The sequence below is a fragment of the Sphingosinicella soli genome, from assembly GCF_014199685.1.
Lineage (GTDB): Bacteria > Pseudomonadota > Alphaproteobacteria > Sphingomonadales > Sphingomonadaceae > Sphingosinicella > Sphingosinicella soli.
Map to the genome: position 1 here is coordinate 11,966 of NZ_JACHNZ010000048.1, position 16,706 is coordinate 28,671.

General features: G+C 65.0%; 16 protein-coding genes. 7 read left to right on the forward strand and 9 right to left on the reverse strand.

What is annotated here, in order from left to right; genetic code table 11:
- Positions 1 to 2 precede the first annotated feature (2 nt).
- A complete protein-coding gene (gene wecB, locus GGQ98_RS16005; RefSeq protein ID WP_184071317.1) occupies positions 3 to 1,091 on the reverse strand; it encodes a non-hydrolyzing UDP-N-acetylglucosamine 2-epimerase in 1,089 nt (362 codons plus the stop codon).
- 199 nt (positions 1,092 to 1,290) lie between these two features.
- Here wecB and GGQ98_RS16010 point away from each other — a divergent pair, with 199 nt between their 5' ends.
- The 3 genes from GGQ98_RS16010 (at position 1,291) to GGQ98_RS16020 (ending at position 4,071) form a co-directional block, all read left to right on the forward strand.
- Positions 1,291 to 1,461, forward strand: a complete 171-nt coding sequence (locus GGQ98_RS16010) for a hypothetical protein (protein ID WP_184071320.1) — start codon at positions 1,291 to 1,293, stop codon at positions 1,459 to 1,461.
- A complete protein-coding gene (locus tag GGQ98_RS16015; RefSeq protein WP_184071322.1) occupies positions 1,461 to 2,843 on the forward strand; it encodes a putative O-glycosylation ligase, exosortase A system-associated in 1,383 nt (460 codons plus the stop codon). Before GGQ98_RS16010 ends, GGQ98_RS16015 begins: the two co-directional genes overlap by 1 nt.
- Before the next feature lie 85 nt (positions 2,844 to 2,928).
- Entirely contained in the window at positions 2,929 to 4,071 is a 1,143-nt protein-coding gene (locus tag GGQ98_RS16020) for a mechanosensitive ion channel family protein (protein ID WP_184071324.1), read from the forward strand.
- Positions 4,072 to 4,176: 105 nt separating this feature from the next.
- Here the strand turns inward: GGQ98_RS16020 and GGQ98_RS16025 are convergent, their stop codons facing one another.
- A complete protein-coding gene (locus GGQ98_RS16025) occupies positions 4,177 to 7,155 on the reverse strand; it encodes an L-glutamate gamma-semialdehyde dehydrogenase (protein WP_243451951.1) in 2,979 nt (992 codons plus the stop codon).
- Between the two features lie 125 nt (positions 7,156 to 7,280).
- On the opposite strand from GGQ98_RS16025, the gene GGQ98_RS16030 reads away from it, so the two are divergent.
- The 4 genes from GGQ98_RS16030 to GGQ98_RS16045 are packed head-to-tail and all read left to right on the forward strand — an operon-like array spanning position 7,281 to position 9,780.
- Positions 7,281 to 7,736, forward strand: coding sequence for an Lrp/AsnC ligand binding domain-containing protein (locus GGQ98_RS16030; protein WP_184071326.1), 456 nt, complete (start codon positions 7,281 to 7,283; stop codon positions 7,734 to 7,736).
- A 48-nt stretch (positions 7,737 to 7,784) separates the two neighbouring features.
- Positions 7,785 to 8,237 carry a MaoC family dehydratase gene (locus tag GGQ98_RS16035; RefSeq protein WP_184071328.1) on the forward strand — a complete coding sequence of 151 codons (453 nt, stop codon included), beginning with the start codon at positions 7,785 to 7,787 and terminating at the stop codon, positions 8,235 to 8,237.
- Positions 8,238 to 8,261: 24 nt separating this feature from the next.
- A complete protein-coding gene (locus GGQ98_RS16040; RefSeq protein ID WP_184071330.1) occupies positions 8,262 to 9,443 on the forward strand; it encodes an acetyl-CoA C-acyltransferase in 1,182 nt (393 codons plus the stop codon).
- A 43-nt stretch (positions 9,444 to 9,486) separates the two neighbouring features.
- On the forward strand, positions 9,487 to 9,780 hold the full coding sequence (locus GGQ98_RS16045) for a PilZ domain-containing protein (protein ID WP_184071332.1): 294 nt from the start codon (positions 9,487 to 9,489) through the stop codon (positions 9,778 to 9,780).
- A gap of 4 nt (positions 9,781 to 9,784) precedes the next feature.
- Here the strand turns inward: GGQ98_RS16045 and GGQ98_RS16050 are convergent, their stop codons facing one another.
- The 7 genes from GGQ98_RS16050 to GGQ98_RS16080 form a co-directional block, all read right to left on the reverse strand.
- Entirely contained in the window at positions 9,785 to 10,729 is a 945-nt protein-coding gene (locus GGQ98_RS16050) for a glucokinase (RefSeq protein WP_184071334.1), read from the reverse strand.
- A 7-nt stretch (positions 10,730 to 10,736) separates the two neighbouring features.
- Positions 10,737 to 11,441, reverse strand: a complete 705-nt coding sequence (locus GGQ98_RS16055) for a 6-phosphogluconolactonase (protein ID WP_184071336.1) — start codon at positions 11,439 to 11,441, stop codon at positions 10,737 to 10,739.
- Positions 11,442 to 11,562: 121 nt separating this feature from the next.
- A complete protein-coding gene (locus tag GGQ98_RS18875) occupies positions 11,563 to 13,488 on the reverse strand; it encodes an amidohydrolase family protein (protein ID WP_184071338.1) in 1,926 nt (641 codons plus the stop codon).
- A complete protein-coding gene (locus GGQ98_RS16065) occupies positions 13,485 to 14,660 on the reverse strand; it encodes a serine hydrolase domain-containing protein (RefSeq protein ID WP_184071340.1) in 1,176 nt (391 codons plus the stop codon). The genes GGQ98_RS18875 and GGQ98_RS16065 overlap by 4 nt, the downstream gene beginning before the upstream one ends.
- A 267-nt stretch (positions 14,661 to 14,927) precedes the next feature.
- On the reverse strand, positions 14,928 to 15,443 hold the full coding sequence (locus GGQ98_RS16070; protein WP_184071342.1) for an RNA polymerase sigma factor: 516 nt from the start codon (positions 15,441 to 15,443) through the stop codon (positions 14,928 to 14,930).
- Positions 15,440 to 15,928, reverse strand: a complete 489-nt coding sequence (locus tag GGQ98_RS16075) for a hypothetical protein (protein ID WP_243451952.1) — start codon at positions 15,926 to 15,928, stop codon at positions 15,440 to 15,442. Before GGQ98_RS16075 ends, GGQ98_RS16070 begins: the two co-directional genes overlap by 4 nt.
- Positions 15,929 to 16,150: 222 nt before the next feature.
- Positions 16,151 to 16,706, reverse strand: a 556-nt coding sequence (locus GGQ98_RS16080; protein ID WP_184071344.1) for a HEPN domain-containing protein, incomplete at its 5' end; no start/stop codon positions are given.

The following is a 16,706-nucleotide window of genomic DNA, read 5'->3' on the forward strand; positions in this document are numbered from 1 at the left end:
TCCTAGCCGCGCCGAACGAGATCGGCGACGCAGCGGTCGGCGGTGCGGCCGTCCCAGAACTCCGGGCGTTTCGCCGTGCCGGGCGCGGCCGCGAGCGCGGCGTCGAGCGCGCCGACGAGCGCGTCCGCCTTCACCAGACGGTTGGTGCCTTCGGTGACGGTGACGGGCCGCTCCGTATTGTCGCGCAGCGTGAGGCAGGGGATGCCGAGGTAGGTGGTTTCCTCCTGAAGGCCGCCGCTGTCGGTGATCGCGATGCGCGCGTCTTTCAGAAGGCTCATGAACGGCTTGTAGGACTGCGGCTCGGCAAGCGTGATGTTGCCCTTGGCGAGCGTGTCCGAAAGGCCGAACGCTTCGACGCGGCTCTTCGTGCGCGGGTGCATCGGGAACATCAGCGGCAGGCGCTGCGAGGCTTCGACCAGCGCCTCGACGAGCGCCTTGAGCTGCGGCGCTTCATCGACGTTCGACGGACGGTGCAGCGTGACGACACCGTAATGGCCCGGCGTGAGACCGAAGCGGGCAGGGGCGTTCTCGGCGTCGAGCTTCGGGCGGATGCGCTCGAAACTGTCCATCATGATGTTGCCGACGCGGGTGATGCGGCTTGCCGGTATGCCTTCGGCGCGCAGGTGCGCGTCGCCGTCGGGCGAAGGGGTCCACAGCACGTCGGAAATGGCGTCCGTCACCAGACGGTTGATCTCCTCGGGCATGGCGCGATCGCCCGACCGCAGGCCCGCTTCCAGATGCACGACCGGGATGTGGAGCTTGGCGCCGACGATCGCGCAGGCGGCCGTGGAGTTGACGTCGCCGACGACGACGAGCCAGTCCGGGCGTTCGTCCATCGCGATCTTTTCGTAGGCGATCATCACCCGGCCGGTCTGCTCCGCATGGCTGCCGGAACCGACGCCCAGATGGTGATCGGGGGCGGGAAGGTCGAGATCGGCGAAGATGTCGTCGGACATGTTCGCGTCGTAGTGCTGGCCAGTGTGGATCAGTACGGGCGCGAAACCATCGTGGGCCGCGAGCGCGTGCCAGAGCGGCGCCACCTTCATGAAGTTCGGGCGTGCCGCCGCGATCATGTGAACTCGTCTGGTCATCCGCGATCCGTTTCCCTTTTCACTTCCGCGTCCTATTGCCAATGCGCCCGGCTTTCGCAAGGCTGGCCACGCACATTCGGCATATACCGCATGAAGGTGACGGCTTTGCCCTCCCGTGCACGAGATGTTAAGCGGGGCGCGGTTAACAACGCGATGACTGCGTTCCCCGACGCAGACGGCCGCTCAGGACAGGGCACGAATGGTAGATAATTTTGCTTTGCTTGTGTCGCAGCTGATGATGATCGTCGTGCTGTGGCGCTGCTACACGCTTCCCGCCGAAGACGGCAAGGATGAAGCCCCCAAGCCGACCTTCCGCGCACGCCGTCGCGGACCGAGTGCCCCCCGCAACGGGACGCGACCGGAAGACTGATGCGCGATCTTGTTCTCATCTGCTTTATCGTCGGCTTTGTCGTGGCGTCGTTCCGGCGACCGTACTTCATGGCGCTCGGCTACATCTGGGTCGACTTCCTGCAACCGCAGAAGCTCACGTACTGGTTCCTGAACAGCGCGCCCCTGGCGCTCATCATGGCACTTGGAGCCGTCGCATTTTATGTGTTTCTCGACGAGAAACAGCGCATCCGCCTGAGTATCGTGCAGGTGCTTGTCATTCTTCTCGTGTTATTGGCGACCATCAACACCTTCGGCTGGGCGCTCGTACCCGAACACGCAGTGGTAAAATGGGACTGGGTCTGGAAGGGGCTTCTCTTTTCCGTTTTCCTTCCCTGGGTTCTGACGACGCGAAGGCGGGTTGAGGCGGCAGCGTTCGTCATGGTTCTCAGCACTGCGGCGATCACCATTTCCGGCGGTATCAAGACACTTCTGGGCGGCGGCGGCTACGGCAACGTCTCGTTTCTGGTGCAAAGCAACACCGGCCTTTACGAAGGCAGCACGCTGGCGACGGTGGCGCTGTGCTTCATTCCGCTGACGCTCTGGCTCTACCGCCGCAACACGATTCTCAAGCGGAACCTGCTGACGCTGCTTGCGACGGCAGGCATTATTTTCTCCATGACGCTCGTGACGGTGGGCGCGGAGGCGCGTACCGGGCTTGTTGCGGGTGCGGCGCTGGTCGTGCTGCTCTGGCTCGGCAGCAAACGAAAGCTGGTTCTGGCCGCCTGTTTTACGGCTGCGGCGGTGATCACGATCCCGCTTCTGCCGGAGTCGTTCACCGATCGCATGTCGACGATCAAGAACTATGACGAAGACATGTCTGCGTCCACCCGTATCGGGGTGTGGAAATGGACGATCGATTTCGTGAAGACGCACCCGATGGGCGGCGGATTCGGCGTGTATCGCATCAATCAGTTCGATGTGGACATGCAGCGCCGGGAAGGCAGCGCCGACAACATGGCGAGCCGCGACGTGACGATAAAAAAGGAGGCGCGCGCTTTCCACAACAGCTTTTTCGAGGTGTTGGGCGAACTCGGTTATCTCGGTGCGATGATCTATGTCGCGATCGTTGTCCTCGCGCTTCATGCAACGTGGAAGCTGCGGAACATCAGTACGGGTGATCCTGAAAGCGATATATGGTTCCGCGATCTCGGCACGATGATGGCGATATCGATGATCGTGTATACCGTGGGCTCGATGTTCGTCAGCATCGCGTTCCAGCCGCCATATTACGATCTTCTCGCCATTACGATCGCGGCGACGCACATTGCCCGGCGCGAACGGCTTGCCAACAAGGTGGAGGATAAGTTCGGGCCGCGCGTGCGTGCCGGCGGTATCGGGGCTCCGGCGTCCGCAAAAGCCTGATGGGGGCGGGAGAGTGGTTCCAAGGCCGCGTTTGTGATTGTACAACGCCGTTGAACCTCAAGCGGCCGGCGGCGTTGGAAAGCAGATGCGAAACACTCCGATAATTCCCGCCTCCGACATCGAGATGTTCCGCGAGGCGTCTTTGTGGATCACCGCGAACGGCACTGCGCTCCTCATCTACAGCGCTGTCGCCGTGGGCATTTACCTGCTGCTGGTCGGCATTCGCGCCATCGTGTGGCGCGTCGTGGGCTCGCCTGCGGCATTCGAGACGAACAGCTGGCGGGCGATCTTCGGACGCGTGCTCCGGCGCACCAACAGCGTCTTTCTTGCCGCCGTCGCGGTGCATTCCGTGGCGGCGAGTGTCCCGGGCCTCTCGGGCATTCTTCCGGCGGTACGGTTTCTCTTCACGTTCGCGGTGGTCATTCAGGGGGCGATCTGGCTGCGCGAGTTCGCGCTGGCCGTGATCGCGCGGCGCGCCGACGGCGAGGATCCGCACAATTCGACGCTCGTTTCCGCGATGGGCGTGATCCGCATTCTGCTCAACGTGGCGATTTTCGCGATTGCCGGGATCGTCATTCTCGACAACCTCGGGGTCAACGTCACCGCGCTCGTGGCGGGTCTGGGTATCGGCGGCATCGCCATCGGCCTTGCCGCGCAGGGCATCTTTTCAGACCTTTTCGCTGCGCTTTCGATCCTGTTCGACAAGCCGTTCGTGCGCGGCGACGTCGTGACGGTGGATACGCTGACCGGCACGGTGGAAGCGATCGGCCTGAAAACCACGCGCATCCGTTCGCTGTCGGGCGAACTGGTTTCGGTCGCGAACGCCAAGCTGCTCGAAAACCGCATCCACAACTACGCGGTGGTCCATCAGCGGCGGGTCGTCATGCAGATCGGCATCATCTACCAGACGCCCCCCGACATCATGGAGGCACTGCCCGGCGAAGTGCGCAAGATTGCCGAAAGCATTCCGCTGATCGCGTTCGATCGGGCGCATTTCTGGAACTTCGGCGCAAGCTCCATCGATATGGAGATCGTGTTCAACGTCACGGCTTCGGGAATGCAGGAGATGATGGCCGCGCGCCAGACGTTCATGTTCGGCCTTGTCCGCCGTTTCAACGAACTGGGCGTGGACTTCGCCTATCCCACGCAGCTGGGCTTGCTTGGCGGGCTCGACGGCAAGGTGGTCGATCCGCTCGCAGTGCCGCGCGAGGTGCAGCCGGCGCCGTAAGCGGGAACTTGTTTCAGCATCCATAGGGCTGTGCTGCTGAGCCGCTGTATGGACCCTGAAACAAGTTCAGGGTGACGGTTTTATGCCGCAGGATAAGGTGTGCCCCTAAAGCGTAACGTCCTCGATCGAGAGCAGGCTGGCATTGCCGCCTGCCGAGGTCGTGTCGATGCTGACGGTGCGCTCCACCGCGAAGCGCGGCAGGTAATGCGGCCCGCCCGCTTTCGGCCCGGTGCCCGACAGGCCTTCGCCGCCGAAGGGCTGCGAGCCGACGACCGCGCCGATCATCGAACGGTTGACGTAAAGATTGCCGACCCGCGCGGCGGCCACGGTGTGCGCGCAGCGTCCCGCGATGCGGCTGTGCAGGCCGAGCGTGAGGCCGTAGCCGCTGCGGTTGATGCGCGCGATGGTTTCGTCGAGCGTGCCGGCCTTCCATGTCGTGACATGCAGGATCGGGCCGAACCACTCCTGCGTCAGATCCTCGATACGGTCGATGCGGATGGCGGTCGGCGCGATGAAACGGCCTTGCGGCGCCGCGACCGTGTGCAGCCAGCGATCCTGCATGGTCCGGCGATAGTCTTCGAGCTTCCGGTATGCGGCATCGTCGATCACCGGGCCGACATCGGTACGCGGATCGGCCGGATCGCCGACGACGAGCGTATCCATCGCGCCCTTCAGCATCTCGATCGTGCGATCCAGCACATCCTCCTGCACGACGAGCAGGCGCAGCGCCGAGCAGCGCTGGCCCGCCGAACGAAAGGCTGACGTCATGACGTCGGCGATGACCTGCTCGGGAAGCGCGGTCGAATCGACGATCATGGCGTTGAGACCGCCGGTTTCGGCGATCAGCGGCACGATGGGGCGCGCGTCGTCGGCCACGAGGCTGCGCGCGATGGCCTTGGCCGTTGCGGTCGAGCCGGTGAAGGCGACGCCCATGACGTGCGGATCGGCGGTGAGCGCGTTCCCGGCTTCGCCGCCGCCGGTGACGAGCTTGAGCACGTCCTGCGGAATGCCGGCCTGATGGGCGAGCGTGACGGCGCGCAGGGCGATGCGCGGCGTCTGCGGGGCGGGCTTGGCGACGACGCTGTTTCCGGCGACGAGCGCGGCCGTGACCTGGCCGAGGAAGATCGCGAGCGGGAAGTTCCACGGCGCGATGCAGGCGAACACGCCGCGTCCTTCGAGGCGAAGCGTGTTGCTTTCGCCCGTCGGCCCCGGCAGCACGACGGGCGCGAACCCCGCGCGCGCCTGGTTGGCGTAGTAGCGGCAGAAGTCGGCGGCTTCGCGGACCTCGCCGAGCGCGTCGCCGATGGTCTTGCCTGCCTCGTGGACGGCAAGCGCCATCAGATCGATGCGGTGTTCCTCCAGCAGGTCAGCGAGGCGATCGAGCGCGGCGGCGCGCGTTTCGACGGGCGTGCGCGACCAGCCTTCGAACGCAGCGTCGGCGGCGGCGATGGCGGTGCGGACGTCCTCCACGGTCGAATCGGCGGGCGCTGCGCCGATGTCGGCGCGGGCGGCGATGGCGGATGCGGTGTCTTCGAGGGTCATGGCGTCCTGCAGATCAAGGCCTTCGCTGTTGCCGCGCACGGCTCCGAACAGGTCGGCGGGGAGGGGGATGGAGGGGTGGCGCGTGCCGCGCACGGCGGCGATCTTCTCGACCGGATCGGCGAGGAGTTCTTCCTCTGTGACGTTCGGGTCGGCGAGCTGGTGCACGAAGCTGGAATTGGCGCCGTTTTCCAGCAGGCGGCGCACGAGATAGGCGAGCAGGTCGCGGTGACCGCCGACGGGCGCATAGATGCGGCAGTTGTAGCCTTCGTCGCGGACGAGCTTTTCATAGAGCCCGTCGCCCATGCCGTGCAGGCGCTGGAATTCGAAATCGCGGCGGTCGCCCGCCCATTCGAGCAGCGTCGCGACGGTGAGCGCGTTGTGGCTGGCAAACGCCGCGTAGATGTTCTTCGCGGCGAGCATGTCGCGCGCGCAGGCGAGATAGGAAACGTCGGTCGCGGCCTTGCGCGTGTAGAGCGGATAGGCGGAAAGCCCCGCTTCCTGCGTGCGCTTGATCTCGCTGTCCCAGTATGCGCCCTTCACGAGACGCACCGCGATCTTGCGGTTCGTCTCGCCGCCGATCGCATCGGCCCACGCGATGACGGCGCGGCAGCGTTTTGAGTACGCCTGTACCGCCATGCCGAGCTGGTCCCAGCCGGACAATGACGGCGCGCGGGCGGCGGCGGCGATGATGTCGAGCGACATGACGAGCCGTTCGGATTCCTCGGCATCGACGTTGAGGCCGATGTCTGCCCGCGCGGCGCGCTGCGCGAGCTGGACGAGCATGGCGGAGAGTTCGGGCACGCACGTATCGGCGTGCGCGGTTTCGTAGCGGGGGTGGAGCGCGGAGAGCTTCACCGAAATGCTGTGGTCGCGGCCCTTGCTGCCCTTGCCGATGGCATCGATCGCATCCGCGTAGGACCGGAAATAGCGCTCGGCATCGTCCTTTGTGCGCGCGCCCTCGCCGAGCATGTCGAAGCTGGCGACGAAGCCGGTGTTGTCCTTGTCGTTCGCGCGTTCGAGCGCCTCCTCGATCGTGCGGCCCATCACGAAAACCTGCCCCATCAGGCGCATCGCGGTGCCGACGGCGGTGCGCACGACGGGCTCGCCGACGCGGCCGATCAGGCGTTTCAGCGTCGATCCGCTCTCGCCGACGAGCGAGCGGGTGACGACGAGGCCCCACGTGGCGCTGTTGACGAGCGTTGAATCGGATTTTCCGGCGTGCGCCGACCAGTCCGCCGTGCCGAGCTTGTCGCGGATGAGGAGGTCGGCGGTGTCCGCATCAGGCACGCGCAGGAACGCTTCGGCGAGGGACAGTAGCGCGATGCCTTCATCGGTATTGAGGCGGTATTCCTGAAGGAAGCGATTGACCCAGCCGCTCGACTGCGCGGCGCGCAGTTCGTCAAGCAGGCGTCCCGCACGCGCGATGACGCGCTGCCTTGCGGCCGTATCGATGCGCGCCGCCTCGGACAGCGGCAGGATGACATCGGGTTCGGGCGCCCGGTGCAGGCGCTGCATGTCGGCAAGGGTGTCGGCGATGGGCATGACGGGACTTTCGCTGATGATCTTTCGATAATGTCAGCGAAAGTGGAAAATGTGCTTTGTATTTTCGAGTATATGTTGGAATTATATCCGATATAATTTCAATCTACCGAAGAAGGTTCGGATTTATGATCGATACGGTCGACCGCGCCATCCTGCGCACGCTGCAGGAAGACGGGCGCATCACCAACCAGGCGCTGGCCGAGCGCTGCAATCTGTCGCCCGCAGCGTGTCACGAGCGCGTGCGGCGGCTGCGCGAGAAGGGCTATATCGTCGGCACGGTGGCGGTGCTCGATCCTGGGCGGCTCGACTGCGCGCTGCTCATCTTCGTCGAGGTGCTGCTCGACCGGACCACGTCGGACGTGTTCGACGATTTCGCCGCCGCCGTGCGGAAGATGCCCGCCATCCTCGAATGCCACATGGTGGCGGGGGGGTTCGATTATCTCATCAAGGCGCGCGTGAAGGATATGGCGGCGTACCGCGCCTTTCTCGGCGACACGCTCGTCGACCTGCCGGGCGTGCGCGAGACGCGGACCTATGCCGTGCTCGAGGAGGTCAAGAATACTCACGTTTTGCCTATCTAGGCGCGGTCGCCGGGGCATCGTAAGCCGGGCGCGAAAAGGGAGGTGGGGATGACGATTTCGGTGCAGGACTACAAGGCGATGGTCGGCAAGGAACTCGGCGTTTCGCGCTGGTTCGAGTTCGACCAGAAGCGGATCGACGCGTTCGCGGCGTGCACCGAGGACTTTCAGTTCATCCATATCGATCCCGAGCGCGCGGCGGCAACGCCCTTCGAAGGCACGATCGCGCACGGGTTCCTGACGCTTTCGATGCTCTCGGCCATGGCCTACGAGCTGTTTCCCAAGCTCGAGGGCACGACGATGGGCGTGAACTACGGCCTGAACAAGGTGCGCTTCCTTGCGCCGGTGCGCGCGGGCAAGCGCATTCGCGGGCGCATGACGCTGCTCGATGTCCTGGAGCGCCATCCGGGCGTTCTGCAATCCACCTACGAGGTGAACGTGGAGATCGAGGGCGAGGACAAGCCCGCGCTTCTGGCCGAATGGGTCGGCCTCACCTACGTCTAGAATTCAGGAACAGGAGAGTTTCCCATGCGCGAAGCCGTTATCGTTTCCACCGCCCGCACGCCCATCGGCAAGGCCTATCGCGGCGCCTTCAACGCCACGCCGTCGCCGACGCTCGCCGGGCATGTCGTGAAGCATGTCGTCGCGCGTGCGGGCATCGACCCGGCGGAGGTGGACGACTGCATCTTCGGTTCGGCCCTGCTGCAGGGCGTTCAGGCCCCCTGCATCGGGCGGCTTGCGGCACTGCGCGGCGGGCTGCCGGTTACGGTGGCGGGAATGGCGCTCGACCGCCAGTGCGCGAGCGGCCTGATGGCGATCGCGACGGCGGCCAAGCAGGTGATCGTCGACGGCATGCAGATCGTGGTGGGCGGCGGCGTCGAATCGATCTCGATGGTGCAGAACGAGAAGGTTCGCATGGAGCCCGACCTGAGCCTGATCGAAATGCATCCCGATGCCTACATGCCGATGATCGACACGGCGGAGATTGTCGCCAAGCGCTACAACATCAGCCGCGACGTGTGCGATGCGTTCGCGTTCCAGTCGCAGCAGCGCACGGCGGCGGCGCAGCAGGCCGGACGCTTCGACGACGAAATCGTGCCGCTTCCCTCCGTGATGGTGATGAAGAACAAGGAAACGGGCGAAGTCAGCAAGCACGAGGTGACGCTGACCAAGGACGAGGGCAACCGCCCCGAGACGACGCTCGAAGGTCTGATGGGCCTCCAGCCCGTGCGCGGCCCCGGACATAATGTGACGGCGGGCAACGCCAGCCAGCTTTCGGATGGGGCTTCGGCCTCGCTGGTGATGGAGGCGAAGGAGGCGGAGCGCCGGGGCCTGACGCCGCTCGGCCGCTATGTCGGCATGGCGGTGGCGGGCGTTGCGCCCGACGAGATGGGCATCGGGCCCGTGTTCGCGATCCCCAAGCTGCTGAAGCAGAACTGCCTGAAGATCGACGACATCGGCCTGTGGGAACTGAACGAGGCGTTCGCGGTGCAGGCGCTTTACTGCCGCGACAAGCTGGGCATCGATCCCGAGAGGCTCAACGTGGACGGCGGCGCGATTTCCGTGGGGCACCCCTACGGCATGTCGGGCGCGCGCCTGACCGGCCATGCGCTGATCGAAGGGCGGCGGCGCGGCGCGAAATATGTCGTTGTCACCATGTGCATCGGCGGCGGGCAGGGCGCGGCGGGCCTGTTCGAGGTTTACGGCTGATCGGCAACGATCCGCTAACCATTTCCGTGCGAGATTCGCGGGCATGTCCAATGATGCCGACAACAAGCGGAGCGCGACGCGGGCCGCGACCAACCATCTCGCCGGGATTCAGTATCGGCGCGGCAATCTGACGGCGCGCGTCATCGACATGTCGATGACGGGCGCGCGTCTTGCCACGCACGAGCAGATCGCAATCGGCGAGAAAATCGTGCTGACGACGGTTCGCATGGGCGCGCGTGCCGGCGTTGTCGTGCGCTTTGTGGATGGTGAACTCGGCGTGCGCTTCACCGACGAGATCGCCGCCGCGCACGAAGCGCGGATGACGCCAGCGGGTTGACTGACTACGCGGTGTGTTCCTGCGCGAACGCAGCCGCCGCGCCGACGAGGCCCGTGTGTTCGTGCGTGACCAGGCGGACAGGAATGCGCTCCATGCGGGCGGCGTAGCGCCCCTTGTCGATGAAGCGGTCGTGAAAGCCTGAGGCGCGCAGCCGCGCCTTGCTCCGGTTCGAAAGCCCGCCGACGATCGCCACGCCCATCGCGCCGTGCGCGAGCGCGATGTCGCCCGCGACCGCGCCGTAGATCATCGCGAAACGGTCGAACGCCGCGTCTCCGCCTGAAAGCGCTGCGGCCCACAGGCCGGCGTCGCTCATCGGCGGGGCCTGCGGATCGAGCGCGGCGCGGATCGCCGCGAGGCCCGGCCCGGAGACAAGACGCTCGTTGGAAACGCGGCCGTACATCTGCCTGAGCGCGGGCATCATCGCTTCCTCGACCGTATCGAGCGGCGCGAAGGCGATGTGGGCGGATTCGGTTTCCACGACATCGATACGTCCGCCGCGCCGCAGCAGGATGGCGCTGCCGAGCCCGGTGCCGGGGCCGATCACACTTACGGGATGGTCGAGGGGGAGGAGCACGTCGGGTCCGCACAGGTGCTCGGTCGCCCCGTGGCCGAGCGCCGCGACACCGTGCGCCATCGCGCCGAAATCGTTGAGCAAGGTCATCGCCTTGAGGCCGAGGCGATCGCTGAGCCCTGTGCGCCGGATTTCCCAGTCGTTGTTCACGAAGGCGAGAACGTCGCCCTCGATGGGCGCTGCGACCGCGATCGCGGCGGCATCGGGCAGGGCGGCGCCGAACGCGGCGGGGAGGGTGGCCCACGCCGCTTCGATGCCGTCATAATCCGCGCTTTTCAGCGTTACCGGCGCGCCGAGATCAAGCCACTTGCCGCCGGCGACCTCCGCGATCGCAAAGCGGGCGTGCGTGCCGCCTATATCGGCTGCGACGATTTTCATCGCGCGGTCAGGCGGGGCACCAGTGAATATCCACCGGCACGGTGACTTCCGCAAGAACGCGGCCGATCGGCGTGTCGGACAGCGGCCCGTCTTCGATCGCCTTTTCAAGCACGGCTTTTGCGTTGTCGCCGTCCAGCGCCATGATGAGCGTGCGCGCCGAGGTGATCGCGGCGCGGGTCAGCGTTACGCGCGCCACCGGAGCGTCGTTGGGCAGCGGATCGGGCATCACGCCGATCGCGCGGCGCGCCTTGGGGCCGTTCAGCGCCTCGTCGAGATCGGGACCACGGAAGATGCCCGCCGTCTCGCCGTTCTCGCCGACATCGAGCCACACCAGATCGGGCGGCCATTGCAGATCTTCGAGCCGCGCGTCGGCGGCGCGCCCCGCGGCTTTATAGTCTGCATTGTCGCTGCCGATCGGCAGCACGCGCGCGCCCTTGGGCAGGAAGATGCGTGCAAGCGCCGCCGCGCCGGAGAGCGGGCTGTCGACGGCGACGAGGCAGTCCCCGCTCGGCACGATGGTCACGCGTTTCCAATCGAGCTTGGCCTTGGCGAGCTGCTGCAGCACGGTGAGCGCCACGCCGACGCCAGGAACCGCGATAAGCGCCTGCCCGCGCGCGTCGATGGCACTCTCGATGATGAACTGGACGTCTCCCGCGGCCGACGCGGCGAGTTCGGCGGAATTTTCAGCATCCCACCATTCGGCTTCGATCATGACTGCTCCTGCACGATAGTCCGTGCCGGGACCGGAAAATTCGACACGAACTTTAGAAAATCGCGCCCTGTCTAATGACCCGGGCGCGATTCTCCACCCGCAAATTGCCTTGCGGGCCGTCCTATTCAGCCTTGACGGTGCCTTTTGCGGGCAGAACCGCCGCAGGCGCGTTTCCGAACGCGAGGGAAATGACGGGCGTTTCCGCGCCGCCGTCCGCCCGGTCGAGCGTCAGCGTTGCGGGCTTCCGGTTGCCGGCCTTGTCTTTCAGCACCGCCGTGACACTCGCCCAGCCCTTGGTGGTCTGCACGATGCCGAGGCTGTCGGCGGTCCACACCGTGCCCGATTTCGCATCGGTGAGGTTCACGGTGCCCTTCGCGAAACGCTCGCCCGCGCCCTGGCTCGCCGCGACGGACACGGTGTAATCCGCCGATTGCCCGCTTGCGGTGAACGACCGCGCCTTCGCCGTGCTGTTCATCGGACGGCTCGGCATATGCGCGTCGCGCAGCAGTACCGCGCCCGATTTCGCGCCGGTCGCCGCGCCGTCCGCCAGCGCCGGAACGCCGTTGACGATGACGTGGCGGATACCGTCCGAAGGCAGCGTCGGCGCGTCGAAGGTCGCGTGGTCGCGCACGGTCTTCGGGTCGAACAGCGTCACGTCGGCGCGCATGCCCGGCGCGATGTGGCCGCGATCGACCATGCCGATGATCGCGGCGGGAAGGGCGCTCATCTTGCGGACGGCGTCTTCCATGGTGATCGTGCCGGTGTCGCGCACATAGTGGCCGAGGATCTTGGGGAAGCTGCCGAAATAGCGCGGATGGCCGCGATTCTTGACGGCCGCGCCGCAATCGCAGGCGACAGCGGTATCGGGGTATTTCAGGAAGGCGACGACATCCTTCTCATCGCCGAACGTCATGTTGGCGCGGGTGAAAGGGTCTTTTTCGAGCGTGCGGAGCACGGCCTCGCCCGCGCGCACGTTGTCTTCGGCCATGATGTCGGTAAGCCGCTTGCCGAGATCGGGCAGGGCAATGCCCTCCGCTCCGCCGAGCCGCGTTTCCATCGCATATTCAGCCGCCTCGACAAGCTGCGGGCGGAGCTTGGGATCCTTGAAGCGCGCAAGCATCGCGTCGCGCCCGCCGTCGGCTGCCCATCCGGGTACGAGGAAGGCCTGCAGCGCGGTCTGCCCGGCAAGATACGGATAGATGTCGATGGCCGTCCACGTGCCGCGCGCAGTGGCGGCGGAGACCATCTCAAGCACCTTCGCCGCGCCGCCGCGCTCTTTGCCTGCGCTCTTGATGTGCGTGATGACCGGAACGAGCCCGGCTTTCTCGGCGATCGCGACGGTCTCTTCCATGCCCTTGAACGAGCTGAGATTGTCTTCGGGGCGGAGCCGGTCGTGGTTGGGGAAGTTCGTGCGCCAGGGTTTCGCGACCGAGACGATTTCGATCACCTCCTCCGCCTTCGCATAATAAGAAGGCCGGTAATCGAGCCCCGAGGCGACACCCCAGGCGCCCGCCTTCAGGTTCTTTTCGATCGCGGCCTGCATGTCTGCGATCTGCGCGGCGGTGGGGCGCACGTCGCGGTCGCCCATGGCGGCGCGCCACACCGCATTGAAACCCGTGTACGCGCCGACGTTCTCGGCAAGGCCGTTTGCCGCCATTTCCGGCAACTGAACGGCGATATCGGTGCCGCCGCCGCCGTCTGCGTTGATGATTTCGGTGGTGACGCCCTGCGTGAGCATGTTGACCGCCGTCGCCATGCCTTCGGGTTCGGCATGGCTGTGGATGTTGATGAAGCCGGGGGAGACCACAAGCCCGGCCGCGTCTATGGTTTTCGCGGCCTTGGCGCTGCCGAGGTCGCCCACCGCAGCGATGTGCCCGCCTGCGATCGCGACATCGCCGCGATAGGCGGCAAGGCCGCTGCCGTCCACGATGGTGCCGCCCTTGATGAGGATGTCGTAGGCGGCATCCCTGGCAAACGCAGGCGCCGTGAGTGCGGAGGCGAGAAGCAGCGCGGCGCCCGCGATACGGATGGTGGGGATCGTGTTCACTTTTTTGCTCCGCCGTTGCTGTTGAACCATGCCTCTGCCACGTCGTCGTAGCGCTTGTTTGCGCCGCCTTCGGTGTTGACGAGGAGGACGATGGCCGTCTTTTCGTCAGGATAGGTGAAAAGCGCCGAATTGAAGCCGTTGATCGCGCCGCCGTGGCCGATCATGCGGCGCCCGTCGCGCTCCCCCACGGCAAGGCCGAGGCCGTACTCCATAGGCCCGCGTCCGCTGGAATCCGGCTTGCGCACCGCGCTCGTCAGGCGGCCGTCCTTCAGCTTTGCGGGCGCGATCATCAGCGCGAGGCTTTCAGGCTTCACGACCTTTCCGGCAAACAGCGCATCCTGCCAGCGCAGCATGTCGGCTGCGGTGGAGCGCATCGCGCCCGCGCCGTGCGCGACGCTGACCGACAGCGGCAGCGGATTGGCGAGCTTGTCGTCCCGCAGGCCATAGCCCTTGGCGCGGCGAGGCACGATCGCGCGCTCGTCGTCATAGGCGGTGTCTTTCAGGCCGAGCGGTTTGGAAATCATGTCTTCAAGCGCCGTGCCGTAGGGCTTGCCCGTGACCTTCTCGACAATTGCGGACGCCAGCACATAGGCCGAATTGTTGTAGCGATAGTCCTCGCCGACGGGGAAATCGATCAGCTCGTCCTGCCCGGCGATATACGACACCATTTCCTTGGTATCGTGCTCCCGCCACCCGCGCGACGCGAAGTTCTTGCCGGTGTAGCTGCGGATGCCCGACGTGTGATCGAGCAGGTGGCGCACGGTGATGCCGTCGGCCTTGGGAAAATCCGGGAAATACTTCGATATCGGATCGGCGAGCGAAAGCTCTCCGCGCTCCACGAGCATCATCAGCATCGCCGCAGTGAACTGCTTGGTGATCGAACCGATCCGGAAGATCGTGTCCGCCTTCACCGGCTGCCCGTCTTCGAGATCGGAAAGGCCGTAGCCCTTCACGAAAACGATCTTGCCGTCCTTCATGACGCCGATCGCGCCGCCGGCGAGCTTTCCGCTCGCGATCCCGTCCGCCATCACCTTGTCGACGGCGGCGGTCGTTGCCGTGCTTGCCGTGATGCGCGCCGCACTCTCCGCCGCGGCGGGAAGGGGCGCTGCCTGCGCCAGTAGCAACACGACCGGGGCAAGTCCCAGCCAGCGCGCGATTTTCCGGTTCACCATCCGTTTTCCCTCCCATTCCTTCGGCGATTCGCCATTCAGGATATTGGCTATCCTAGATGGAAAAATTCAACCTGAATGAGTTGTGCAATGGAAATTCGTTTCCACGCGGGGAGCGCGGAGCGTCTTGCAGAGCGCGAGAGGAGGCGTCGGAAGATGTTGGAGGCCCGAGCCGGAATCGCATTCCGGCTCATTTCTTCCATGAAAACAAGGACTTGTGGATAGTTTGAAAACCAAACTGCCCCCGAAAAGGCCCCTGCCAAAGTGTGACTACCCAGCCACACTCCAGGCTGTCAATGCTCGGCGAAGCCGCACCAACGCCAAGTTCATGTGATGTTGGACGCGCTTGTCGCCGATGCCGAGGTGTTTCGCAATCTCCGTGTAGGTCATGCGTCTCATCCGGTGCATCATGAAAACGCGCCGGGTTCTGCGCGACATGGTGCGGAGTGCCCGTCCGTAGGCTCGCCGCATATCGGCCTCCTCGATTCGCCACGTCTGCTCCGGGCAGACGTGGGCGTCGCAGCCTTCGTCGAAGGGAAAGACGACGCCTTGCGACTGCTTGTCCCGGCGGGCACGGTCGATCAGCAGATTGCGAGCGGAGCGGGTCAGATAGGCCTGCGGATTTTCCATCCGCTCGAAAGCCCCGCTGCGCAGCAGGCGCGCGAACGTCTCCTGTACCAGATCGGGCGCCTCGTCGCGGCCGACCCTCCGCCTGAAGAAGCGCAGCAGTCGCTCATGCTCGGTGCGGTAGAAGGCCGCGAACGCGGCGGTCGAATCGCGCGTCATGGCCGTGCTCCCCGGCGTTCACGCGCATAGAGCGGGGCATCGCGCGAGGCACGGTACAGCGTGATGCCTGCCTCGATGCGGTCGAGAATGAACGTGTCCCGTTCCGCCCTGGCGGTACGAATGTCGGTCTTGGCGTAGATTTCAAGATCGACTGCGCAGCGGTCGCCGAGTTCGCGGTCGATGGTCACGCGGGCGCGGCGCCAGCAGCGGTCATCTTTGAACAGCGGATGGTTGACGACGATCCAGAGTTCGTAGTCGGAGAAGGCAAGCGTGTGCCGGTCTTCATACCAGGAGCGCCGCGCATAGGGGCCGATCAGGATGATCCGCTTGATCTGGCCCGGTTCAGGCGCCTGCACCTGTTCGGGGTCGAAGCAGCCGCGCACGATGCGCGCTATCCGCTCGACCTCGCTCTGCTTGCGGCGGATGAGATGGCCGACGCGCGCCATCACGACCTCGCGCGCATAAATGTCGATAGGGGGTGTCATATGCAGCTCGCACACCGGCGGTCCGCGCGTTATGCGCGGATGTGCAAGCGGTGTCCGCTGCGTACCGCTGATGCGGCTTACAGCAACTGCCCGACCGTAATGGCCGAGCCTGCATGATGCCTGGCAGGGTTATCCCGGAGATGGCCGCCAGTCATTCCATCCCGTGGCAGGGAATATGCCAGAATCCAGACGGTTCGGCAAGTTACCGGACGGCGGCGGTGTTTATTTGTTCGCGGCCGCTTCCAATTCGGTGATGCGCTCAGAACAGACCTGATGAACAACGCGACCAAGTTCCTCGACACGCGCGCCGAGCCAAGTCAGCTCTTCATCACTGATCTTGTAATGCTTAGAGTAGCGGGCCTTGGTGTAGGCTTCCTTCAGCTTCTGAAACATGGCGCGGTCGCGGCGGTTATCTTTGGGCCAAATCCCGAACAGGCGGCGGTCCAGTCCTTCAGCGAGTGAACGCAGGAAGGCGATATTGTGATTGTAAGGCGTATAGAATGTCAGTGTGAGTAAAAGGCAGGAATAAAGCCGCTCTGTAGCTTGATGCAGCAGAAAGGCTGCTTCTTTGGGGCGTTTCTGTTTCGCCAACTCTCTTGATGTGTTCAGCCAAACAACGGCGCCGGGATAATATTCTTCAAAATATTCCCTAGCCGTCCCGAGGGCCTGTTGGGGTGTCTTAGGTGTGGACCGGCGTGCAAAAGGGACCCCGTTAGCGGGGTGATCGGCGTCCAATAGGGACCCCTCATTTCGATGGTTTAGGCAGCGGCCTGGTTTT